Raw genomic sequence first — 24,201 nt, 5'->3', positions numbered from 1 at the left:
TTCCACGTTGGAACCTGAGGCAGGTTCGGCCACATCTTTGCTGTCGCTCTGCTTTTTTGCCATTATCCCCAGTCTCAAGCTGGGCAGTTGCTACCGCATGAAGTCATTGAAAATTGCCGTTCTGGATATGTACAACAATTTCCCAAACCAGGGAATGCGCTGTATCCTGAAGATCTTACAACAACTACAGGCCGAAGTGGCCGTGCCCGTCACCTACGACGTGTTCAACGTGCGCGCCGAGGTGGCGCTGCCGGGCCTCGACTACGATATCTACATTTCGTCGGGCGGCCCTGGCTCGCCCCTACCCTCCGACGAGCCCTGGGAAACGCCTTACTTCGGGCTCATCGATCAGCTGCTGGCCTGGAACCGCACGCACGAGCAGAAGAAGTACGTGCTGCTGATTTGCCACTCCTTCCAGTTGGTGAGCCGCCACTTGCAGGTAGGCGAGCTGAGCGCCCGCAAGTCGACCTCCTTCGGCATCTTCCCGATGCATATGACCGAGGCTGGCCAGCAAGACCCCCTGCTGGGCCTATTGCCCAATCCGTTTATGGCCGTCGACTCGCGCGATTTTCAGGTGACGAATCCCGATGAGGACCACTTACAGCGGTTGGGTGTACAGGTGCTGGCGATGGAAAAGGACCGCCCCCACGTACCCTTTGACCGAGCTATTATGGCCCTGCGCTTCACGCCGGAGATGGTAGGAACCCAGTTTCACCCCGAAGCCGACGGCGAAGGTATGCTGCACTACATGCTAACCACCGAGCGCCGCCAGCAGGTGATTGACACTCACGGCCAGCAGAAGTACGATGACATGGTACGCCTGCTGCAAGACCCCGAGGCTATTGAGTTAACCGAGCGCATTCTGGTGCCGGCCTTCTTGCGGCAATCAGTAGCAGCGCTGACGGCTGAGCAGCCGGTTACTCTTTAGATAATAAACGTCTTGCTGAGCGAAGTCGAAGCATCTCGCTCAGCAGGACGTTTTATTTGTCCCTACCTTACCCCAACCCCTCTTCCGCATGATTCCTGAGTTTCGCCAGACATACAATGCCGCTTTCACGCCGCAGCGGTTTCAGGAGTTGATTGACTCCGTGGACCAGGAACTACCGGGGCAGTTGGATTTTCGGGTAGCGGAAACGCCGATTTTTGTACCGACTGTGCTGCGCGACAAGCTGTTGCAAGCGGGCGAGGACATTATTGACGTGCTAGTGGCACCCGATTTCAAGGAGCGTACCGAGGCCGCCGTGCCGCCGGGCCAACGCGTGCCCCACGAAGACGCGCACACGCAATTCTTGGCCATCGACTTTGCCGTGTGCCGTGATGCTCAGGGCGAGTTGGAGCCGCAGCTGATTGAGCTGCAAGGGTTTCCATCATTGTATGTATTTCAGGACTATCTGGCCCATACGTTTCGGAAGTTTTTCCCGGTACCCGATTCGGTAACGCACTTGTTTGGCGGGCTGAGTTCGGCGGACTATTTGGCGGCGCTGCGGGAGCTGATTGTAGGCGACGAGAATCCGGAAAATGTAGTACTACTGGAGCTGTTTCCGGACAAGCAGAAAACCCGCATCGACTTTGCCCTCACCAAGCGCGAACTGGGAGTAGAGGCCGTATGCATCACCGACGTACGCAAGGACGGTCGGCAGCTGTATTACGAAAAAGATGGCCGTCGCATCGACATCAAGCGCATCTATAACCGTTTGATTTTCGACGAGTTGCTGCGCTACCCTGACCTACCCTTGGACTTCCGGCTTACCGACGAGGATGTGGACGTGACCTGGGTAGGGCACCCCAACTGGTTTTTCCGCATCAGCAAATACACGCTGCCGCTGCTACACAGCCCTTTCGTACCGCCTAGCTACTACCTGCACGAGCTAACCGCCTACCCCACCGACCTGGAAAACTACGTGCTCAAACCCCTTTTTTCCTTTGCCGGCGCCGGCGTGAAGCTGGACGTGACACCCGCCGAGCTGGATGCCATCGAAGACAAGCACAACTACCTATTGCAGCGCAAGGTAGCCTACGAGCCCGTGGTATTGGCAGATGACGGTGAACTAGTGAAGTGTGAAATCCGCCTGCTCTACGTGTGGCCCGAAAACGCACCTCGCCCCGTGCTACTCACCAACCTTGCCCGCCTCAGCCGCGGCGCCATGATTGGCGTCGACTTCAACAAGAACAAAGATTGGGTAGGCGGCACGGTAGGCCTGTTTGCACAATAGCTTTTTATCCTTGCATACCGTTACCAAATAACGCCGCTTCTAGACAGGAGCGGCGTTTTTGCGTTATCTGATACTCAGACAGTTGCTTATAACAGAAGGCTTCCTTCAGGAAATGTTATATTTGATAATACTATCTTAACATAGCACCGTACCTGCTGCGGGTACCTTTGTGCGTCCTTTCTACAACCAATCCGTTTTCCCATGAAACACTCTTTACTAAGGATACGAAGCGCCGCAACGGCTTTAGCCTTGCTATGCGGCATCGGCAGTGCCACGGCGCAGGCAACGCTGGGTAACAGCCCCTATACGGAGAATTTCGATCAGCTTGCCAACGGATTGCCAACAGGTTTCAGCGTACGCACAGGTGCATCGGCTACTGCACTCGGCACACCTGCTACACTTGGTACTACCGCCGCTCCAGCATCGCCTACGTCGTGGAATACAACCTCCGGCGGTTTTTATAACTATGCCTCCGGCACCAGCGGCCTCACCAGCACCGCAACGTCTGCGGAGCAGGCGGCGGCTACCAACCGCGCCCTGGGCATCCGGCAGACCACCTCACTAGGCAATCCTGGCGGGGCATTCGTTTTTCAAATTGATAATACAACCGCCAAAACCAATTTTGCCTTACGCTTTAAACTCCAGTCATTGGATGCCTCCTCGCCGCGTATCACCACTTGGCAGGTAGACTATGGTATTGGTAGCAACCCCACTACTTTTACCACGGTGGGTAGCTCTGCTACCACAGGCGACAAGATTTTCGGTAGCAAAGACATTGCGGTTGATTTCGGCAGCCAGTTGGATAACCAGACTGGCCCGGTCTGGATTCGCATTGTAACGCTCACGACTTCGGGCAACTCCAGCACTGGCGAGGGTGGCAACCGGCCTACCTCGGCCATTGATGATTTTGCACTGACCTGGAACACCACGGCCCCCAACGCGCCTACCCTGACGGTACTTCCGAATGGCCTGGGCTTTGGCCGCGTTACCCTTGCTGCTCCCTCCACCGTGGTTGGCTACACGCTCACGGGCACCAACCTCACGGGCACTACCACCATCACGGCTCCAGAGAGTTTTAGCGTTTCTAAAACCGCTACCGGCACCTTTGGCTCTACCCTGACTTACACGGTAGCTGAGCTAGCTACGCCGCAAACAGTGCACGTGCGCTTCACGCCGACCGTGGCTGGGCCCGTATCGGGCACGATTACGCATACCTCACCTGGTGCTGCCAACCAAAGCGTGGCAGTAACCGGCACAGGCGTCGACCCCAACAACCTGGTGTTCAATTTTGATGAGTGTACGGCCGCACTGGGTGGCTGGGCGCAGTATAGCGTGACCGGCGCGCAGACCTGGGCCTGCACCACCTTCGGGCGCGATGCCGCCGATGCCACCGGCAAAGCCAGCAAGCCCAACGGTGTGCAGATCAACGGTTTCGCAAATAGTGTGAGCGTTCCGAACGAAGACTGGTTTATCTCGCCGGCCTTCAATACCTCTTCCTTTGCCTACCCTCTCTTCTCGTTCTGGAGCCGGACAGCTTTCAACGGGCCTCCCCTGAAACTGCGCGTTTCGACGAACTATTCCGGCACGGGCAACCCGCTGGCTACCGGCGTAACCTGGACGGATCTGGATGTGAGCTTCCCCGCCATTGGCTCCGATGCCTGGACGCAAACCGCTGGCGTGGACCTGAGCGAGTACAAAAGCCAGACGACGTACGTAGCCTTCGTGTATACCTCTTCGGATGAGGAAAGTGCACGCTGGACGCTGGACGACATTAGCCTGACGAACTCGGCTACCCCACCCGCACCTGCCCTGGCCACGACTACTCGCAGCCTGGATTTTGGCTACGTGGCAGCGAATGCTACAGCTACGCAAACCTTCACGGTAACCCCGCGCAACCTGACGGCGCCTTTCACGGTGACGGCCACCGGCGCCGCTTTCCAAGTGTCGAAGGATGGTACCACGTTCGGCAACTCGGCTACCTACACGGTAGAAGAAGCAAACAACCAAACAAAAACCCTGACGGTACGCTTCCGCCCCACGCAGAACCAGCAGAGCTACACCGGTAGCTTGGCCCTGGCTTCGACCAATGCTCCGTCGATTACAGTAACACTATCGGGCAATACCTACAACACGGCCAACACGCTGGAAGTAGTAAACTGGAACGTGGAGTGGTTTGGCTCGACGCAAAATGGTCCGAGCAACAAAGACCAGCAACAAACCAACGTGCGCACTATTCTTAACTCACTGAAGGCCGACATCTATGGCTTGGTGGAAGTAGTGGATACGGCTCGCCTGGGCCCCATCGTGCGGCAGCTGCCGGGCGGCGGCTATACCTACCGCGTGTCGGACTTCGGCTCGTATGCTGATAACGCGCAGGATCCGGACTATGCCACCGCGCAGAAGCTGGCGTTTGTGTATAACACCAATATTTTCAAGAATGTAGTTATTTCGTCGCTGTTCCGCTGCACGCAGGCCGAGAATTGCCCCGAGTTCAACTATTGGTCGTCGGGGCGCTTCCCCTACCTACTCGATGCCGACGTAACCCTGAATGGTGCCACCCAGCATTTCACCTTCGTTCTGATTCATGCCAAAGCCAACACCAGCCCCACGTCTACCTCGTATGAGCGGCGGAAAAATGCGGCCGATGGCCTGAAGGCTGCGCTGGACGCCAACTACAAGGGAAAGAATGTGATTATCCTGGGTGATTTCAACGACGACCTCGACCAAACTATCACCACGGGCCTCAACACGACGGCTACGTCGTACAGCGCCTTCACGACCGACGTGGCCAACTACACTGCCCTAACGCTTCCCCTAAGCCTGGCCGGCCAACGCTCTACCGTAGGTTATAATGATGTGATTGACCACGTTATCGTTACCAAAGCTACGGAGTCGTTGGTAGTGCCCAACTCAACCGAAATTCTGACGAGCGTAGCCAACTTAGTAACCAACTACGGGAATACCACTACGGACCACTACCCCGTGCAGACACGCTATACCTTTGGGGTAACGACGCCCACCAAAAACGCCGCGGCCAACCGCCAGGTAGAGGTGTATCCTAACCCAGTGACCAACGCCATCCGCCTGAATCTTCCCGAGCCAGCAGCTAAAACACTGCATCTGCGCGTGTTATCGGTAGATGGCCGCCAGGTGGCCATGGGCACCGGCTCGCTGGAACAGTTGAATCAGCAGCTAAATAAAGGCCTGAGCCAGCTGAAAGCTGGGGTGTACATCATCCAGGTGAATGGCGGTACGCAGACGTACGTGAAGCGCTTCATCAAGCAATAGCCCTACCCACGCTACCGCACAAAAAGAGCCCGCCGGTTTCGGCGGGCTCTTTTTGTGCCCGCTGCCTGATACAACGGCGACCGGAAGGGCTACGTACATGCATTCGTACTCTCACTTTCTTACCTCCTTCCTCATGGCTACACTTGCCGAAAAAGGTTTTAACATCGCTAAAAACGCCGTATTCTCTGCTTTCATAGGGCGTGCTACCAGGATGCTGGGCAAGCCCTTTCTGGTGGCTACTGCTCTGCACGACGTAGCGCAAAAGCTGGACGATCAGGACAGCAAGAAAGGCCCCATTCAACAGGTGATTGACGTGGGCCGGCTGCTGATTCGACTGGTTACAGCCTTCATCAATGGGTCCTACCGCGAGCTTTCCAAAACGACTGCCATATCGGGGCTGGCGGTACTGCTCTACGTATTGTCGCCAATTGATTTAGTGCCCGACGCCCTACCCGTGTTGGGCTTTCTGGACGATGCAGCGCTGATTGCCTGGTTTATGGAACGCTTCCGCCAAGAGCTGGAGCACTTCAAATCGTGGGAAGAAACTTCCGCTAAGGTAGCCGAAGATGCCCACGAGCCCGCTCGCCCCAACAAAGAGCTGCCCGCCGTGGCAGAGCTGGGCCACTCGTAAACTATCTGTCCTCCTGAATGCAGTGAAGGACCTTCTCACGCGAGAACGATACTCGTACCAACGACTCGTTCTCGCGTGAGAAGGTCCTTCACTGCATTCAGGAGGACACTTTTGCATCTGCCTACCCTGCCCAATTTCTAGCACTGAGGCGGGCTGCGGTTGGTCGGAGCGTTGCATAACGCTCATGCTACCGTCGGTTTCGAGCATTACTTCGGCGGTGTTTGCGCTCGGTTTCGTTGACTTAGCGTACGGGGCGGGCGGGCAAAAACCCGTATTTTTGGGTTTCGTTCACCCAATTATTGTTCATGCCCATTCCCAATCGGCTGGCGCTGCTGGCCCTTACGCTCCTTTCTTTCCTACCCTCCGCCCGTGCCGATGAAGGCATGTGGTTGCCCCTGCTGCTCAAGCAACTCAACGAAGCCGACATGCGGCAAAAAGGCCTGAAACTGATGGCCGAAGACATTTACAGCGTCAACAAAGGCAGCTTGAAAGACGCCGTGGTGCAGTTCGGCGGTGGCTGCACCGGCGAAATCATTTCCGACCAAGGCCTGCTGCTCACCAACCACCACTGCGGCTACAGCTCCATCCAAAGCCACTCGTCGGTGGAGAAAGACTACCTCACCAACGGCTACTGGGCCATGTCGCCCAGCGAGGAACTGCCCAACCAGGGCCTCACCGCTACCTTCATTGTGCGGATGGAGGACGTGACCAAGCAAGTGTTGCAAGATGTGCCCGCCACTGGCATTGCGGAAGATGCCCGCGAGCGGCTAGTGCAGCAGCACAGCCAGCAGGTGGCCCAAGCAGCCGTGCAAGGCACGCACTACCGCGCCTTTGTGCGGCCCATGTTTGGCGGCAATGAGTATTATTTATTTGTAACGGAGGTATTTGAGGATGTGCGCCTAGTAGGCGCTCCGCCGAGCAGCATCGGCAAGTTTGGCGGCGACACCGACAACTGGATGTGGCCCCGCCACACCGGCGACTTCTCCCTGTTCCGCATCTATGCTGGCCCCGACAACAAGCCGGCTCCCTACTCGCCCCAAAACAAGCCCTTCAAGCCCCGCCACCACTTGCCTATTTCGCTCAGCGGCATCAAGCCCGGCGATTTTACGTTGGTGTTCGGCTTTCCTGGCCGCACCAACGAGTACCTGACCTCGTGGGGGGTAGATGAAATCTATTCTCTCTCGGACCCGGCTAAGGTGAAGGTGCGCGACACCAAGCTGCAAATCCTGGATGCTGACATGAAGGCTTCGGATAAAGTCCGGATTCAGTACGCCGCCAAGTATGCTTCGCTGGCCAACTACTGGAAAAAATGGCAGGGCGAAATGCGTGGCCTCAAGCGCCTCGACGCCGTGACGCGCAAGCAGGAGCAAGAAGCTCGTTTCCAGCAGTGGTCCACCCAGGGTGATGCCGCGCGCCGCGCCGCCTACGCGGGCTTGCTACCCGAAATGGAGAAGAACTACCGCGCCGAGCGTGATGTGTCGCTGGCTCGCGACTATGTGACCGAAGCTGCTTTAGGTATCGAGCTGATGCTATACGCCAATAGCCTCCTACCCCTGGCCGACGCCAAAAATACCGCTGACCGCACGGCCGCCGTGCAGAAGGCCAGAAATGGTGTGAATGGCTTTTTCAAGAATTACAGCAAGCCCACCGACCAGAAAGTGGCAGCCGCCCTACTGGCCTTATACGCCGAAAACACGCCCCCTACCCTGCTGCCCGACTACGTGAAGGCGTTGCAGAAGCAGTATGCAGGCAAAAACGGATGGACCGCCTACGCCGAGCAGCTCTACAGCAAATCGAAGCTTACGACGCCGGAAAGTGCTACGGCCGTGTTGGACGAAGTGGCTAAAGGCAACGTGACGGCCCTCACCAACGACCCCGCTTACCAGCTGGCCTCAGCTATTGTAACGAATTACCGGGCCAACATTCTGCCGCCCTACCAAATTGCCAACGACAACATCACGCTGTTGTCGCGCACCTACATTGCCGGCCTGCGCCAGATGCAGACCGATAAGAAGTTCTACCCCGATGCCAACTCTACCCTGCGCGTGGCCTACGGCCAGGTAGCCGGCTACGAGCCCCGCGACGGCGTGCAGTACGCCTACTACACTACCCTCGACGGCATCATGGAAAAAGCCGACCCCACGAATCCTGATTTCCAGGTGCCAGCCCGCCTTGCAGAGTTGTATCAGAAGAAAGACTACGGGCAATATGCTGTGGATGGCACTGTGCCAGTGGCTTTCATTGCCACCAACCACACCACGGGCGGCAACTCCGGTTCGCCCGTTATCAACGGCCGCGGTGAGCTGATCGGCACCAACTTCGACCGTAACTGGGAAGGCACCATGTCCGATATCATGTTCGACCCCAACCAAGTACGCAACATCACTCTCGACGTGCGCTACATGCTGTTTGTGGTGGATAAATACGCCGGTGCCACGCGCCTCATTCAGGAAATGACCCTAGTAGGCAAGCCCGAAGCCGAAGGCAAACCCGCGAAGGAAGGGAAGATGAAAAAGGCAAAAGAGCGCAAAATGAAGCAGAAAGCGTAAGCTCTTTATTATTACGCAAAAGGCGGCGCCGGCATAGTCCGGCGCCGCCTTTTGCGTGTTGGGTAGCCCAGCGCCCTACCCTACTTTTGGCCGAGCGGAGTGGTAGGTCACTTGCAGGTCTTTCACTGCCTGGAGCAGTTCACCATCGGCCGGGCCGGCTACGCTGACGGATTTGATAAGTTGCTGTACCGGCATGAACTCAATGGGTGCGGCGGGTGCATTTATTTCCGCTAGCCATTCACTGAGCTGCTGAGCGGAACTGAGATACACGATTTTCCCTAGCCCTACCCACCCGTGGGCAGCAGCGCACATGGGGCAATGCTCGCCGCTGGTGTACATGGTGGTGGTGGCGCGCTCGGTGGGCGCCAGGTGTACTGCGGCCCAGTGCGCTAGCTCAATTTCGGGATGCGCAAGACCAGTAAGCTCATTGACGCGGTTGCGTGCCTGCGCTAGCACCTCACCTTCGGCACTGACCAGAATAGAGCCAAACGGCTCATCGCCAGCTTGTAGTGCTTCGGTAGCCAGCGCCAAGCAATGGTGCAGGTGCTGGAGGTCAGTTTCGGTGAGCATATTGTCCACGGGTCTTGCTGCTGAGGCTAGTGTAGTGATTAACCTCTCTACGGCCGTTCAATTCCCAGCTTGCCTAGCTCGGCTGCGTGCAGGTCGTAGATGACACGCAGGTCGTTGCCGTGCTTTTCGGCGTCTACGCCTATGCTGATGTTGTTGGTGTGAAAACGGTGCAGGTGGCTGATATGGGGCGAAAGGAGGGGCAGGTGGCCGGCCAGCAGAAAGCGCACATACAGCTCTAAGTCTTCGGCCATTTCAATGTCTTCGCTGTAGCCGCCTACCTGATCAAATAACTCGTGCGAGTAGCACACGTTGCCCTGGATGAAGTTTTCGGCCCGAAAAATGGCGCGCAACATGTCTGTGGGCGTGTCAAATTTCCAGGCGTAGTAGTCTTCGCGCAGCATGTAGCGGCGTTCCTCGTCCATGCGCAGGAAGTCGGCCACAAACCAGGGCTGCTGAGGGTTCTGCTGGATGAGGTCGGCGTAGTGGTAGAGGTTGCGTTGCAACATCACGTCGTCGTCGTCGAGGGGCACGAGCCAGCCGCCGGGCTGTGCCTCGCGGATGATCTGGTTGCGGGCAGGGCCGGGCATCATTTTTTCGGGCTGTTTCCAGTAGCGCAACGGCGGGCCGTCCTGGGAGGCTAGCTCTTCGAGGTAGGCCGCGGTGTCGTCGTCGCTGGCTAGCTCGTTGATCAGGTGCTCGTAGGAAAAATCGATGGGGGCCGAAACGGTAGCGCGGACGCTCTCGATGGCTTCGGGCAAATACTGCCGACGGTTGCGGGTCGGGGTGATGATAGAGAAGTGCATGCCTTTCTATTCTACAATTACCGCTAAAAAGTTGCGTGGTTCTGGCGTAAACCCAACTTTCTCGAAATAGTACCGTTTAGCCGGCTTAGGTTATTATTCGCGTTCCATGCCAAAATTCATCGTCACGCTCTCACTTCCATTGCGGTTTACAGATGATTTCACCGCCCTGATTCCCAGTCATCGGGCGTTGGTCAGTCAGCTGTTGGATGAAAGCGTTTTTGAGACCTATGCTATCAGCGCCGATTATCGGCAGGGCTGGATTACCATCAACAGCAAGGATGCGGATGAGGCACGGGCCGTGCTGGAACAGTTGCCGCTCTACCCCTATTTCTGGCGCATAGAGATACACGAGTTGTTTATTTTTGATAGCAATACGTTTCGTTTTCCACGCATTAGCCTCAACTAACAGCTGCAGTGGGTTCGGCGCGGTTTGTGCACGGAGGGCGCATCCCTGTTTCGTTTCCTACTTTTCCTATGATGCGTACTATTGGGCGGGCTATGCTAGCAGCCACGCTTCTCCTTACTACCCTGGCGGCTACCCCCACCCCTACCGACAAGCTCACGACCGAGCAGTTGCTGAGCCATCTTAGTACCTCCATTGACAACCTCAAGACACTGCGCTGCACGGTGCGGGCCAAGGAGCGGGTGGAGGGCAAATACGTGACGGCTCAATCCACGCTGAAGCTCACCAGCAGCCCCCTACGGGTGTATTTGCGCAACCAAAAAGGCATTGAAGCGCTGTGGGTGACGGGCCAAAATGGTGGCGACGCCTGGGTGTACCCCAATAGCTTCCCCTACGTGACGCTCAACCTGGACCCTAACGGCACACTCATGCGCCGCGACCAGCACCACAGCCTGCTCGACGCCGGTTTCGGGAGCATTTCCGGTATCATTCGCGGCTCAACCCAGCGCCAGGACCGCGCCTTTGAGCGCTCCTTCCGCTACACCGGCGACACTATCGTAGCCGGCCGGCCGTGCCACGTGTTGCGTTCCAGCTTCCCGCAGTTCCGGTACGTGTCCTACACACCCACCAAAGCCGAAACCCTGACGCAGATTGCCAATAAGTTCGGCGGCGGCGAGTTTCGGATTGTGGAGCGCAACGACTTGTCGTATGAAAAGCCCGTGCCAGCCGGCAAAACCATACAGGTGCCCAACAGTTATGGCCGGCGCACTACGGTCTGCATCGATCAAAAGCTCATGCTACCGCTCGTAGTAGAGGTGCTCGACGACAAAGGCCTATTTGAGCGGTTTGAGTTTTCGAATATCGTTGCCAACCAGCCTATTCCCTCAGAGGAATTTGCCAAGGGGTATAAGGGGTACAAACTATAATCACGGATTAAAGCGGATTTTTCGGATTAATCGGATTTTGTGGACGAGTCAAACGAAAAGCGCTTGCCAAATGGCAAGCGCTTTTTTATAGTGTAGTGAAGCTTTCTGTCAAAAGTCTAGAGAGCTTCAATCGCACTATAGAGCTGTCCACAAAATCAGATTAATCCGAAAAATCCGCTTTAATCCGTGATTTAGCGACGCATTTTCTTTTCTATCTCATCCCACATAGGGGCTGGAATGGCTTCTAGCTTGTTGAACTCGCCGGCGCCGTTGAGCCACTCGCCGCCGTCGAGGGTGACTACCTCGCCGTTCATGTAGGCCGCAAAATCTGACACCATGTAGGCGGCCAGGTTAGCGAGTTCCTGATGGTCGCCTACCCGTTTGAGGGGCACCGAGGCAGCTGGATCAAGCTTGGAGGCCAGCGGCTCGGGGAAGAGGCGGCTCCAGGCCCCTTCCGTGGGGAATGGGCCGGGCGCAATGGCATTGGAGCGGATGCCGTACTTGGCCCACTCCACAGCCAGGGAGCGGGTGAGGGCCAGCACGCCCGCCTTGGCCGCTGCCGACGGCACCACGTAGGCCGAGCCCACGGAGGCGTACGTCGTCACAATGTTGAGAATGGTGCCGGGGCGCTGGTCAGCAATCCAGCGCTTGCCAAAGGCCAGCGTACAGTTGTAGCTACCCTTCAGCACAATGTCTACAATCACATCAAACGCCTTGTGACTCAGGCGCTCTGTGGGCGAAATAAAGTTACCAGCGGCGTTGTTCAGCAGCACATCCACGGCGCCAAACGTATCGATGGTTTGCTGGAGCATGCGCTCTACTTCGTCGTATTTGCGCACGTCGCACTGCACGGCCAGCACCTGGCCGCCGGTTTGCTCGCGCAGTTCGGCGGCCGTTTTTTCCAGCACGTCCAGCTTGCGCGAGCTGATCGTAACATTGGCGCCGAGCTGTAAAAAATAGGTGGTCATGGCCCGGCCCAGACCGGTGCCGCCGCCCGTTACCACAATGGTTTTGCCGTGCAGGGCATTGTCGCGGAGCATGGGTTGGGAGTAGGCTGGCATAGGAGGTGTTTTTTTAGAAGTGAAGTAGCAAGGATGCAAGAACGGGATTTGCCGGATTTGCTCAAGATGTATGCGAGCTAAGATTTTTTCTTCACCTTTAGCCCCGCATGGCTCCTACCCCTACCCCCCTACAACCTCTGATTGCCGTACTGGGCTGCGGCTGGCTCGGCCTACCCCTGGCGCAGGCGCTGGTAGACGAGGGGTACGCCGTGGCTGGCTCTACCACCACGCCCGGCCGGCTTCTAAAAATGCGCGACGCGGGCATTACGCCCTACCTGCTAGAGCTAGGCCCTACCCTCACCGCCACCGACCAGGATACGCTGCACACGATGCTTACCGGCGCGCGGGTGCTGGTACTGAACGTGCCGCCTAGCACCGCCAAGGGACACTACGTGGAGCTACTACAGCCCGTGTACCAGGCCGCCGCCGAGTGCGGCGTGCGGCAGGTGCTGTTTGTGAGTAGCACCGGCGTGTACGCCGACGAGCCCCGTACCATGACCGAAGCCGACGCCCTGGCTACCCCCGATGCCGACTCGGAATTGCTGCAGGCTGAGAGCCTGTTTACGCACCCGGATGCTCCTTTTGCCACTACCGTCGTGCGTCTGGCTGGCCTGATTGGCCCCCGGCGTGCGCCTGGCCGCTTCCTAGCGGGCCGCACCAATTTACCTAAGCCTCAGGCGCCTGTCAACCTCATCCACCTCACCGACTGCCTGGGTATTCTCTGCCGCATCATCCGGCAGCGTGCCTGGGGGCATACCTTCAACGCTAGCGCGGCGCACCACCCTACCCGGCAGGAGTTCTACACCGCCGCCGCCGCGCACCTGGAACTCGCACGTCCTACCTTCGTCGAGGAGGACACCCTGGGCAAGCGCATCGACAGCGAATTACTACGGCAAAAAACCGGCTACACATTTCAGTTTGACGATCTGCACGAGGCCATGAAACACTGCTAGCACAGCAGTTGTGCCACGTTTCGCGTTGCTTCGGCTCCAGTTTTCAGCCCCCTACCTCGTATCTTTGCGCTCGTGAACGACAACGAGGTAGTAGCTATTCTGGGTGGCGGCGCAGCTGGTTTTTTTGGGGCCATTGCCTGCGCCGAGGCCAACCCGCGCCTGACGGTATATCTGATTGAAAAAACCGGCAAGCTGCTGAGCAAAGTGCGTATTTCGGGCGGAGGGCGCTGCAACGTGACGCACGCCGCCGACACGCCTGCCCAGTTGGTGCAGCACTACCCCCGTGGGGCCAAGCAGCTCAAAGAGCCCTTCAAGCAGTTTGGGGCCGTGGATACGGTGCGCTGGTTTGAGCGGCGCGGCGTACGCCTCAAGACCGAAGCCGACGGCCGTATGTTCCCGGTCACAGATTCGTCGGAAACCATTGCCCAGGCCCTGCTTACGGCCGCTGACAAAGCGGGCGTGCGTATCCTCACGTACACCGCCGCCGAGCACATTACTACCCTACCCGCAGGCGGTTTTCGTTTGCACCTCACCGGCACCCACGCGCAGGAGCTAGTGGTAGCGCGCCTGCTGATTGCCACTGGCGGCGCCCCCAAAGCCGCCCAATACGATTGGCTACGCGCCTTAGGGCACACCATTGCCGAGCCAGTGCCGTCACTGTTCACGTTCAACGTGCCGGAGTCGCCGTTGCGGGAGCTGCCGGGCGTGAGCGTGCCCCACGCCCGCGTGCGTATTGCGGGCGAAAAGCTGGAATATGAAGGCCCTATCTTGGTGACGCACTGGGGCGTAAGCGGGCCGGCCGTACTGAAGCTCTCGGCCTGGGGTGCCCGCCGTCTCCATGAGCTGGCGCATCGCCACACAGCTCTCGTCAGCTGGCTGCCTACCCATACCGAGGACTCTTTGCGCCAGTGGCTGTTGGAGTTTCGGGGGCAGCACGGCAAAAAGTTGGTGGCTTCTAATCCGCTCTTTGGCCTACCCCAGCGCCTGTGGCGCACGCTCACGGAGCAAGCCGGCATTAGCACCGAAGTGAAGTGGAATGAGCTGCCCGTTAAATCGCAAAACCGCCTCATCGAAGGGCTGTTGCGCACGGCCCTACCCGTGCAGGGCAAGACTACTTATAAGGATGAATTTGTGACCTGTGGTGGCGTGGTGCTCGGCGAAGTAGACATGAAAACCATGCAGAGCCGCCGCGTGCCGGGCCTGTATTTCGCCGGCGAGGTGCTGGACATAGATGGCATCACGGGGGGCTTCAACTTTCAGGCGGCCTGGACTACGGGTTACCTGGCGGGCCGGGCTATGGCCGCTACTCCCGCAGGCTAGCTTTATTGCCCCCGGCGGTCCATCACCAAGCTCACGAGCAAGGCGTGAGGCAGCGTGACCACGGAAGCCACTACCAGCGCCAGGCTAACCAGCGTATCGGGTGTGGAAAGCCGGGCAGCAAACAACCCGTATAGCGCTGCCAGCGCCATTAGGCTGATCAGCAGAACCGGTAGTGAACGACGCACAAAAAAGCCTATTTCGCGCAGCAACGCCCACCCTTGTGCGCGTCGGTCGTTTGCCGGAGCCGTGTAGCCCAGTAGCGGGTTCAAGCGCAGCACGTGCTGCAAGCTGTGCCAAAAGCAAAAGTAAACTCCAAGTGCCAGCAACGGTGGCAGCACCACAAATAGTCCTGTGAGCAGCAGTACTTCCAAGGCATCTACGTGCCAGCGGTGGGCGTTGCCCAGCCGGGCATACCCTACCCACAACCCTAGATGGCCCAGCAACACGCACCACCCTGCCCCCTGCGCCAGGCGCTCGAATAGCGCTATGGGCACCAGCTGTCCGCCCGTGAAATAGAGTAGGCTGTTGATAATGTGTAGTGTCTCGGTTGGCCAGGCAAAGGCTGGTATCACAAACAGCAGCGTACCGCGCAATATGCTGTGCATCGCCCACAACACAGGGCGCTGGGGCTGCGTGGGCGCATCGGCCGAGCCCCAATGCCAGATGGTGAGCAGGAAGAAAAACAGGACGGCCACGCTAGGCCACTGCAACCACCCCACCACCACCACGGCAGCCAGGGCTAGGTAGCTCACCAGAAAGCGCACTAGATAGAGCCACCATGCTTTGCCCCGTACAGGATAGTAGGCCGGAACTACGAACTGGTCGCAAGCGCCATGGGCCAGGCCCAGCACTACCAATGCCAGCAATAGCACCGGCCCCAGCACGGCAGTGGCGGCGGCCGGAGCCACTACGCCTACCCCAACGGCCACCACCACTGCCCCATAGGAGTACAGCATGTGCGTTGCTACGCTGGTAGTGGTGGCCGGGTGAGCGGTGGCTTTCATAGGCAGGCAATATTCTGCTGCGCGCGCTGCTACGCGGCGTGGTGATAGGCAGGCTTACGTGGGGCCAAATCGCGCAGATAGTTCAGGTCGAGGATGCTGAAGCCTACCTTGGAAAAGAATGGCACTACCACAAACAAAAAGGTTTCGGTGGTTTGGTTGATAATGCCCAGGCCTGAGGGCCCGACAGCCCAAATGGTGGGGTAGCAAATCCATAGAATGGTCAGAAAGCCCGCCAGCTTGGTGTAGATGGCACCCAGCTCGGCATCACTGTTAAGAGCAATTTGCCGCAGGCTCCCCCAGATAAGGTACAGCACGCACAAGAAAGCTCCTACCCCGCAGATGTACCACAAAAGCCGCGCGGTGCTATTTTCCGACAAATCGGCAAACAGCCCACATACAATCATGACTACATCGGCCGCCACTAGTCCAAACAGCAGCGTAATACTCCGCTCCTGCTTTGGCACGTAGAACATGGCCGTAAATCCCAGGGCCAGCAGCAGCAGTGGCGTGCTTACTACCCAGTCGATGTAGCGGGCGTAGTGTGTGATTTGGCCCGCTACCTCTGTTTTGCCCTGATCTAGGCCCATGGCCATATACGCCAGCGCCGACCAGATCGGAATCAGCATGGCAATGCTGTATTCGTATTGTGGAACGCCCTTTGGGTTTCGGCTCCAGACCCAAAATAGAAGAGCACCACCTATCATGGCGGCTACATATGCCCAGTGAAGTAGTGTTTGTGTTTCCATCAGAAAAGAAGATGAGAAGTGAGATAGAATACTACTTTCTACTTTTCACTTTCTATTTAAGTTCTTTTTAATCTGATGCTTCCCTACCGTCTATGGAACAGCCACGTGGATGAGGAGAGCCAATTAGTTCTCCCTTAGACTTGCTCTACCGTTGTCTTCCTGGTGCCGCACGCCCACACTATAGGTTGGATGAAATTGGCTGGCAATGACAAGTGATTGTAGTGGCTCGAGCGCAACCCTTCGCATCAATAGGTAGTACAAAGACACACAAATACTTCTCCCTACCACCTAAAAACGAACCAACAACATGGACGCTAAAGAAGCCCAATCCGAACTGAACGACCTGATTGCCACCCTGAAAGAAGGCCAGAAAGGCTACGCTGAGGCAATGACCGATGTAGAAGATGCTGATCTGAAAGACCTTTTCAAGAAATATGCTGCTCAGCGCGCCAGCTATATCACCGAGCTGGAAGACCAGATGTACAAGCTGGACCTGAAGGTAGACACCAACGAAGGCAACAACACCGTAGCTGGCACCGTGCACCGCGCTTTCATCAATCTGAAAGGCATTGTAACCGGCAAAGACCGCCACAGCATCTTGGCTGAATGCGAGCGGGGCGAAGACCACGCTAAAGAAGCCTATGAAAACGCCAAGAAGTTTGAGGGCCTACCCTCCGAACTGAAGTCGATTATCGACAAGCAAGCGCAAGGTGTCCTAGAAGCGCACAACGAAATCCGCGACCTGCGCGACGCTTCCAAGTAACATCGCAGATGTTGCAGATTGAATGGATTACACAGATTCTTTTGTGAATTCTTTCAAGTCAGAAACAAAAAAGCCGCTGATAAATCAGCGGCTTTTTTGTTACCTGTTGTTGAGAGCAGCTAAACATTGCAGATCAAATGAATTTGTGTAATCTATTCAATCTGCAACATCTGCGATGCTATTCGTCGTAGCCTTGGTTGTCGCGGCGGGGCTTGTAGCCGCCTTCACGGTTGCCACCATAGTTGCCGCCTTCGCGCCGATTGCCACCGTAGCTGCTACCACCGTCGCGGTTGCCTTTGTAGCCTCCGCCGTAGCTACCACCACCGCGGTTGCCGCCATAGCTGCCACCCTCGCGCCGCTCGCCGCCGTAGCTGCCGCCACGGTTGTTGCCGTAGCTGCGGTTACCAAACGCACCGTCGCGCCGGTCGCCACCGCCACCGTAGCCGCCCGTGCGACGCGGACGGTCGCCCCCGCCAAAACCACCACGGCCGCCTTCCTGCTGGGCATCACCCTCTTGGCGCGGCGTGGCCACGTTGAAGGACACTGGCCGGCCGTTGATGCTGGTACGACCCAGGGCCCCGGTAATTTCCTCCGTAAACTCCGAAGGCACTTCTACAAAGCTAAACTTATCGTAGAGCGAGATGTCGCCTACCTTGCCAGCCGTGAGAGAGGTGTTTTCGGCAATCAGGTCCACGATGTCGCGTGGGTGGATGCGGTCTTTCTTACCCATCGTCACGAACAAACGCGTGAAGCCGGGGCGCGGCGCCCCGTGGGCACGGGTAGCGTCGAGGCTTTCCTGAGCACGCTTATCCTCCTTCATTGTCATTTTGAGCAAGGCAGCGGCAATATCCAGTGAGGTAATGCCTTCTTCGCTGTCTTGGTCAATCAGACGCTGTACGCGGCTTATATACTTATCGAGGTTGCCTTTTTCGATTACTTCTTTAATCGACTCCAGCATGAGCGTGGTCTTCACCTCCGACACATCCTCAAACGACGGCACGCGCTCCTGCTTGATAGTAGCTTTGGTGAAGCGCATGATGTCGCGCAGCTTGTAAATGTCACGGCCACTCACAAAGGTGAAGGCGCGGCCCGACTTACCAGCGCGGCCCGTACGGCCAATGCGGTGCACATAATATTCCTCGTCGGCGGGCAGGTCGTAGTTTACTACCGCCTCCACATTGTCTACGTCGATACCCCGGGCGGCCACGTCGGTAGCCACCAGAATTTCTAAGGTGCCTTTGCGGAATTTATCGAGCGTGTTTTGGCGCTGCTGCTGGCTCATGTCGCCGTGCAAACCGTCAGCGAAGTAGCCTTTTGCCTGCAAATCAGCCACAATCTCGTCTACCATGCGCTTCGTGTTGGCGAAAACGATGGTCGACTTCAGGTTGTACATATCCAGCAGGCGAGTCAGCACGTCCTTTTTCTGGGGGCCGCGCACCTCGTAGTAGCTCTGCTCGATATTCGTAACGGTCATTTCCTGATGGTTGACCTTCACGATCTGCGGATCACGCTGGTAGCGCTTGGTCAAGTCCATGATGGGCTTGCTCATGGTAGCCGAGAAAAACACCGTTTGGCGCTCTTCGGGCATTTGCTTCAGCACCGTTTCGATATCGTCGCGGAAGCCCATGTCCAGCATTTCGTCAGCTTCGTCAAGAATAATCATCTTGCAGCTGTCGAGCTTGAGCGTGCCGCGCTCCAGGTGGTCCATTACGCGGCCAGGCGTACCAATCACAATTTGCACGCCGCGCTCCAGGGCGCGGAACTGCCGGTCGTAGCTCGAGCCACCATAAATCGGCACCACCGCGAGGCCACGCTTGTACTTACCTAACTTTTGAATTTCGCCTGAAACCTGTACGGCCAGTTCGCGGGTAGGGCACAGCACCAGGGCCTGCACCTCGCGCGAATCGGTGTCAATTTTTTCGATGGCGGGGATAGAGAAGGCAGCCGTTTTGCCGGTACCCGTCTGGGCCTGACCAATCACGTCTTTACCTTCGAGCAATACTGGAATAGCAGCCGTTTGGATGGGAGAGGCTTCTTCGTAGCCTACTTCCGTAATGGCGCGCTGCATTTCCTCGGAGAGCGAAAGCTCTTCAAATTTTATTTTTTCCATGTCTGATGATGATGGAGTGGAGACAATAGCTCTGAAAACAGCGAATTCAGCGACGCTCCTCTCCCACTCTCACAACAACGACAAGTGACGGAAGCAACTACGGAAGATACAGGCGGCCAATCTAATAGCTAAGGGCCACGCAAGCTGCGCGGAACCGGGCCGTTCTCAATGCGGGTGCAAAGGTACGGGAAAATATTGTCTAAACCACGGATTCGCTCGAATTTTTCGAATTACGCGGATTTTGTGCACGGTGGTAAATGTTGGAGAGCGTCTGTCATCCTGAGCTTGCGAAGGACCTTCTCACGTGTGAACGAGTCGTTGGTAGGTCTATCGTGCTGACGTGAGAAGGTCCTTCGCAAGCTCAGGATGATACTCTTCTTAAATCTTGACTTCATCCTCAACATCCGAGCGAATCCGTGGTGCAAACAAAAAAAGCACGCCCTGGGGCGTGCTTTTCAAACTCGTGCAAAGCAAGTTAGCTCTTAGAGAAGCTGAACTTTCACAGCGTTCGGGCCTTTTTTGCCTTGCGCTACTTCGTATTGTACCTTGTCGTTTTCACGGATTTCGTTTACCAGCAGGTCGCTGATGTGAACGAAAATGTCTTGACCATTTTCGTCGTTTTTGATGAAGCCAAAACCTTTGGCGTCATTGAAGAATTTTACGGTTCCGGTTGGCATCGTACTACTTACTACGGGTTAAAAAAAGAGTTTCATTAAGCAAATGCAGCTACTGAAAACTGCTGAAACTCTAGGTATCTGGCAGGCTAACAAAGGCACATCGTCTTAAGTTGAGCCAAATATACATGAATCCGTAGACTTTAGTTGCCTGAACCACTTTTTCCGGGTTTTTCCTCATTTATCCGGTTTTATACTGATGCCTATGCCTGCCTACCACGAGCACCCTGCTTTTCATTTCGCATACGAGCTTACTGTGCCCGCCACGGCCATCGACGAGCTGCACCACGCCAACAACGTAGAATATGTGCGCTGGGCGCAGGAAACGGCCACGGCGCACTGGCTGGCGGCCTACCCAGTGGGTGAGCGGGAGCAGTATATCTGGGTGGTGCGGGAGCATCACCTACGCTACTACCGCCCGGCCCTGCTGCACGACCAGCTCCGGTGCACCACCTGGATTGGCGAAATTCGCGGGGCGCAATGCCAACGTTTTGTACGCATTGAGCGGGCCACAGACGGCGAGTTGCTCTGCGAAGCCGAAACGCAGTGGGTGCTGCTAGACCCCGAGACGCAACGGCCGAAGCGGGTAGAGGCAGAGGTAGAGCAGCGGTTGTGGGAGCCGGTGGGGTAGGCTTCTGGCCGTACTAAACGCAGTGGAAGCAGTTTCTACGAAGCCCTGCCAGGATTGCCTAACAGTGCTACTGTATAGGGAAGGCTCTCTTTCGCTTGCTTCTGCGTTACTTTTGTAGGCTACTCGCTTACACATTATGCCCTCTACCTTCCGCATCTATTCTTCTTCCGCCGGCTCTGGCAAAACCTACCAGCTCACCAAAGAATATCTAAAGTTGGCGCTCGGGGCCGAGGATGCGGCGTACTTCAAGAGTATTCTGGCCATCACCTTCACCAATGATGCAGCCGGCGAAATGAAGGAGCGCATTATTGGGGCCTTGCGGCGGTTTGCCTACCCCTCTGCCAACGGCAAAGAGGATACGCTACTACGCGATATTGCCACCGAGCTAGCTGCTGAAGGCAAATTGTCGCGCCGCACCGACACGCCCGAGCAGCAACAGCAGGAGCTTCGGCAACGGGCGGCAGATACGTTTCGGCTGGTACTCTATCACTACGCCGATTTTGCGGTGAGTACCATCGACTCGTTTGTGCAGCGTATTGTGCAAGCGTTTACGCGGGAGTTGGGGCTACCCGCCGCGTTTGAGGTAGAGCTAGACGGCGAGGCGGTGCTGCAAAGCGCCGTAGCCCTGCTACTCGACAAGGTGAACCGTGACCCGAACAGCAAGCTACTGGCCCGCTCTCTGGCCGACTATGCTCTGAGCAAGGCCGAGGAGGGCCGCAGCTGGAACACGCTGCCCGAAGAACTAGTCAACTTTGGGCAGTTTCTGCTTTCGGAGCCGGTGCACGAGGCCGTGGCGCAGTTGCAGCAGCTTTCGTTGCAGGACTACCGCCGCCTGCATGAGAACCTGCGCAAGCGTCGGGAGGAGATTGAGCAGGAGTTTCGGGCGGTGAGCGTGCGGGCACTGGCGGCGCTGGATGCGGCCGGGGTGACAGAAACGGACCTCTACCAGGGGAAGAGCGGCATTATCGGCTACGTGACGCGCTGGGAGGAGCGCCTCCTACCTGATAAAGAAGCCAATAGCTACGTGCGTGCCACTGTGGAGCAAGACAAGTGGTACAGCGGCAAGGTGAAAACCGCCGCCGATAAGCAGCGTGTGGATGCCGTGAAACCTGACCTTACGGCTGCTTACTATGAGCTGGAGGACCTGCGCGCTCGTCTCCTACCCGACTACCTGCTGGTGCTGGGTATGCTACCTTATATCTTCCACGTTTCGCTGCTGAGCGAGTTGAACAAGGCCGTGGACCAGCTCAGCCGGGAGCGGAATGTCGTCTTGATTGCCGAGTTTAACAGGCGAATTGCCAACATTGTGCTCCGCGAGCCGGTGCCGTTTCTGTACGAACGCTTGGGCGAGCGGTACCAGCATTTGTTGATTGATGAGTTTCAGGACACCTCTGTCCTTCAGTGGAATAACCTCCTACCCCTGGTAGAAAACGCCGTAGCCAACGGCAACCTCTCCCTGGCCGTGGGCGACGCCAAGCAGGCCATTTACCGCTGGCGGGGCGGCGAGATGGAACAGATTCTGCGCCTGTATAAAAACGAAACCGAATACCTCTACGGCCGCGTGGCCGACGAGGAGTTACGCGACCTGCTGCAAGGGCGCTACTATACCTTAGACGGGGCCTTACAAGCCAGAAACCTGAATACCAACTACCGCTCGGCCCCGGAAATCATTTCTTTTAACAATGATTTCTTTGGACACATCAGCGCCACGCATTCGCAGCTGCCGCTAGTGCAGAGTATCTATGATGAGGATTTTCGGCAGGAAGCACCGAAGCACTTGCCAGCTTCTCAGTCAGCAGAAAAAGAAGGCGGTGAGGCCATCGTTGAATTGCTGCTAACCCACGACGACGCTCCTCACCCTACCCTACCCGAGCAGCTGCTGAGCTACGATGAAAGTACACTCTACCTCACGTTGCAGCTCGTGGAGGAAGCGCTGCAACAAGGCTTCCGGCAGCAGGACGTGGCCGTGCTATGCCGCCGGCGCGACCAAAGCCGACGGGTAGCGAAGTTTCTAAAGGAGCGCGGCTACGATATCATCTCCGCCGACTCACTCTCCCTGGAGTTTGCGGAGGTAGTGAACCTGCTGGTGGCCGTGTTTCGGGTACTGAACCAGCCAGCCGATACGCTGGCCAAAGCGGAGGCCTTATTGCTGGTAGACAAAGTGGTGCGCAGTTTGGCGCCTACCCCAGCGCGAGCCCGGCACATTGCCGAGGCGGCCAACGTGCCCGACGCCCTACCTTTCTTCGACGAGTTGCGAGCCCTGGGTTTTGACTTGCAGGAGCGGGAAACCGGCAACCTGGGCCTCTACGAACTAACCGAACGCCTAATTGGCACGTTTGGCCTGCTGGGGCGCGAGGGGGAAAGCGAATACCTGTTCCGCTTTCTGGATTTGACGCTAGAGTTCAGTCTGCGCCACGGCAACAACCTCAACAACTTCCTAACCTACTGGCAGCAGAAGAAAAGCGCCTTGAGCATTAATGCCCCAGCCGGGCGCGACGCCATCACCATCACTACCGTGCACAAGGCCAAGGGCCTGGCCTACGGCGTGGTGATTGTGCCCTTTGCCGATTGGAGCCTGACGCCCCACCGCAACACGCTGCTCTGGGGCCGCCTACCCTCCGAGGCTAAGCCTATGGCCGAGATGCCCCCCATAGCCGTGGTGCCCCAGGTGCAGGCGCTGCAGCGCACGGCCCTGGCCGGGCAATACGCCGAGGAGCTGGAAAAAACCTTCCTCGAAGGCCTCAACATGCTATATGTAGCCTTCACGCGCCCCAAGCACCGGCTGTACCTGATCAGTCGCCAGCCCAAAAAGAAGGCCGGCAGTAAGACCGCCGAACCGGAAATTGACCTCTCTGATCCTGCCAAAAATGTAGCTGAGTTGCTACATCGCTACCTAATGGCGCAGGGCGAGTACGACCCGGAAACCCTGCGGTACCCGCTGGCAGTTGGTGAGTTGCGGGTTCTTAAGCAGCCCATCGGCAGCACGCAACAACCTGCCACTGAATCCACCACGGGCAACTGGCCACTCACCAACCTCAACAGCACGCCTTGGGAAGAACGCCTGCGCCTGCGTCGGCACGCCAATACGGTCTTTGACTTTGATGCCCAGCAGGTGCAGAAGGAGTGGAACCGCAAGCTGCACTATGCCCTACGCCGCACGCTGTATGCCACCGATGTAGACCGCGTGGCTGGTCAACTGGTGGCCGAAGGGCTGATCAGCACCAAGGAGCGGCCGGAGCTGCTCCAGAAGCTCCAGCAGGTGGTGGAGCATCCGCAGCTAGCTCATTATTTCAGCCCGGCAGTGCAGCCCGAAACGGAGCGCGAAATCCTGGTGGGCGGCACCCGTCGGCAGGAATACAAGCCTGACCGGGTGGTATTCGACGCGACCCTACCCAGCCGCGTCACGCTGCTCGACTTCAAGCTACCACCGCCCGAGCCGCGCCACCGTCATCAATTGGCCCGCTATGCCGATCTGTTCCGGCAGTTAGGCTTCACGGACGTGCAGTGTGTGCTGTATTATTTTGATAAGCAGGAAATTATGACGTTTTAGAACAAG

Annotated in this window: 19 protein-coding genes; 12 read left to right on the top strand and 7 right to left on the bottom strand. The window is 57.2% G+C overall.

Going from position 1 to position 24,201, the window contains the following annotated elements; all coding sequences use genetic code 11:
* Positions 1 to 97 precede the first annotated feature (97 nt).
* The 5 genes from MUN82_RS05875 to MUN82_RS05855 all read left to right on the top strand — a co-directional run bounded on the left by MUN82_RS05875 (position 98) and on the right by MUN82_RS05855 (position 8,681).
* The gene (locus tag MUN82_RS05875; RefSeq protein ID WP_245095720.1) at positions 98 to 928 is read left to right on the top strand and encodes a type 1 glutamine amidotransferase; all 831 of its coding nucleotides are present in this window, start codon (positions 98 to 100) and stop codon (positions 926 to 928) included.
* A gap of 88 nt (positions 929 to 1,016) precedes the next feature.
* Positions 1,017 to 2,213, top strand: coding sequence for a hypothetical protein (locus MUN82_RS05870; protein WP_245095718.1), 1,197 nt, complete (start codon positions 1,017 to 1,019; stop codon positions 2,211 to 2,213).
* A gap of 201 nt (positions 2,214 to 2,414) precedes the next feature.
* Complete coding sequence (locus MUN82_RS05865) at positions 2,415 to 5,501, top strand: T9SS-dependent choice-of-anchor J family protein (RefSeq protein ID WP_245095716.1); 3,087 nt, start codon at positions 2,415 to 2,417, stop codon at positions 5,499 to 5,501.
* 133 nt (positions 5,502 to 5,634) lie between these two features.
* Entirely contained in the window at positions 5,635 to 6,132 is a 498-nt protein-coding gene (locus MUN82_RS05860) for a YkvA family protein (protein WP_245095714.1), read from the top strand.
* Between the two features lie 305 nt (positions 6,133 to 6,437).
* On the top strand, positions 6,438 to 8,681 hold the full coding sequence (locus MUN82_RS05855) for a S46 family peptidase (RefSeq protein WP_245095713.1): 2,244 nt from the start codon (positions 6,438 to 6,440) through the stop codon (positions 8,679 to 8,681).
* A 75-nt stretch (positions 8,682 to 8,756) separates the two neighbouring features.
* On the opposite strand, the gene MUN82_RS05850 is transcribed toward MUN82_RS05855, so the two are convergent.
* Complete coding sequence (locus MUN82_RS05850) at positions 8,757 to 9,251, bottom strand: nucleoside deaminase (RefSeq protein ID WP_245095712.1); 495 nt, start codon at positions 9,249 to 9,251, stop codon at positions 8,757 to 8,759.
* 47 nt (positions 9,252 to 9,298) lie between these two features.
* The gene (locus tag MUN82_RS05845) at positions 9,299 to 10,054 is read right to left on the bottom strand and encodes a glycosyltransferase family 2 protein (RefSeq protein WP_245095710.1); all 756 of its coding nucleotides are present in this window, start codon (positions 10,052 to 10,054) and stop codon (positions 9,299 to 9,301) included.
* A 106-nt stretch (positions 10,055 to 10,160) separates the two neighbouring features.
* Between MUN82_RS05845 and MUN82_RS05840 the strand changes: the two genes are divergently transcribed.
* The gene (locus tag MUN82_RS05840; RefSeq protein ID WP_245095708.1) at positions 10,161 to 10,460 is read left to right on the top strand and encodes a hypothetical protein; all 300 of its coding nucleotides are present in this window, start codon (positions 10,161 to 10,163) and stop codon (positions 10,458 to 10,460) included.
* A 68-nt stretch (positions 10,461 to 10,528) separates the two neighbouring features.
* The gene (locus tag MUN82_RS05835; protein WP_245095706.1) at positions 10,529 to 11,383 is read left to right on the top strand and encodes a DUF1571 domain-containing protein; all 855 of its coding nucleotides are present in this window, start codon (positions 10,529 to 10,531) and stop codon (positions 11,381 to 11,383) included.
* A 191-nt stretch (positions 11,384 to 11,574) separates the two neighbouring features.
* Here the strand turns inward: MUN82_RS05835 and MUN82_RS05830 are convergent, their stop codons facing one another.
* Positions 11,575 to 12,444 (bottom strand): SDR family oxidoreductase, encoded by an 870-nt coding sequence (locus MUN82_RS05830; RefSeq protein WP_245095704.1) that lies wholly within the window; start codon positions 12,442 to 12,444, stop codon positions 11,575 to 11,577.
* 107 nt (positions 12,445 to 12,551) lie between these two features.
* Between MUN82_RS05830 and MUN82_RS05825 the strand changes: the two genes are divergently transcribed.
* Positions 12,552 to 13,397, top strand: a complete 846-nt coding sequence (locus tag MUN82_RS05825) for an SDR family oxidoreductase (protein ID WP_245095702.1) — start codon at positions 12,552 to 12,554, stop codon at positions 13,395 to 13,397.
* A 72-nt stretch (positions 13,398 to 13,469) separates the two neighbouring features.
* Positions 13,470 to 14,717 (top strand): BaiN/RdsA family NAD(P)/FAD-dependent oxidoreductase, encoded by a 1,248-nt coding sequence (locus tag MUN82_RS05820; protein ID WP_245095701.1) that lies wholly within the window; start codon positions 13,470 to 13,472, stop codon positions 14,715 to 14,717.
* A gap of 2 nt (positions 14,718 to 14,719) precedes the next feature.
* Here the strand turns inward: MUN82_RS05820 and MUN82_RS05815 are convergent, their stop codons facing one another.
* Both MUN82_RS05815 and MUN82_RS05810 read right to left on the bottom strand, forming a co-directional pair.
* Positions 14,720 to 15,721, bottom strand: coding sequence for a Brp/Blh family beta-carotene 15,15'-dioxygenase (locus MUN82_RS05815; protein WP_245095699.1), 1,002 nt, complete (start codon positions 15,719 to 15,721; stop codon positions 14,720 to 14,722).
* Between the two features lie 29 nt (positions 15,722 to 15,750).
* Entirely contained in the window at positions 15,751 to 16,467 is a 717-nt protein-coding gene (locus MUN82_RS05810; RefSeq protein ID WP_262922842.1) for a bacteriorhodopsin, read from the bottom strand.
* 307 nt (positions 16,468 to 16,774) lie between these two features.
* Here MUN82_RS05810 and MUN82_RS05805 point away from each other — a divergent pair, with 307 nt between their 5' ends.
* A complete protein-coding gene (locus MUN82_RS05805) occupies positions 16,775 to 17,230 on the top strand; it encodes a PA2169 family four-helix-bundle protein (RefSeq protein WP_245095698.1) in 456 nt (151 codons plus the stop codon).
* A 178-nt stretch (positions 17,231 to 17,408) separates the two neighbouring features.
* On the opposite strand, the gene MUN82_RS05800 is transcribed toward MUN82_RS05805, so the two are convergent.
* Both MUN82_RS05800 and MUN82_RS05795 read right to left on the bottom strand, forming a co-directional pair.
* Complete coding sequence (locus MUN82_RS05800; RefSeq protein WP_245095696.1) at positions 17,409 to 19,340, bottom strand: DEAD/DEAH box helicase; 1,932 nt, start codon at positions 19,338 to 19,340, stop codon at positions 17,409 to 17,411.
* 482 nt (positions 19,341 to 19,822) lie between these two features.
* On the bottom strand, positions 19,823 to 20,017 hold the full coding sequence (locus MUN82_RS05795) for a cold-shock protein (RefSeq protein ID WP_187318365.1): 195 nt from the start codon (positions 20,015 to 20,017) through the stop codon (positions 19,823 to 19,825).
* Positions 20,018 to 20,219: 202 nt separating this feature from the next.
* On the opposite strand from MUN82_RS05795, the gene MUN82_RS05790 reads away from it, so the two are divergent.
* Together MUN82_RS05790 and MUN82_RS05785 are read left to right on the top strand one after the other, a co-directional pair.
* Positions 20,220 to 20,645 (top strand): acyl-CoA thioesterase, encoded by a 426-nt coding sequence (locus MUN82_RS05790; protein WP_245095694.1) that lies wholly within the window; start codon positions 20,220 to 20,222, stop codon positions 20,643 to 20,645.
* A 136-nt stretch (positions 20,646 to 20,781) separates the two neighbouring features.
* The gene (locus MUN82_RS05785; RefSeq protein WP_245095692.1) at positions 20,782 to 24,195 is read left to right on the top strand and encodes a UvrD-helicase domain-containing protein; all 3,414 of its coding nucleotides are present in this window, start codon (positions 20,782 to 20,784) and stop codon (positions 24,193 to 24,195) included.
* Positions 24,196 to 24,201 lie beyond the last annotated feature (6 nt).

It is taken from the genome of Hymenobacter aerilatus, assembly GCF_022921095.1.
Classification (GTDB): domain Bacteria; phylum Bacteroidota; class Bacteroidia; order Cytophagales; family Hymenobacteraceae; genus Hymenobacter; species Hymenobacter aerilatus.
This window is presented reverse-complemented; position numbering and strand designations above follow the sequence as displayed.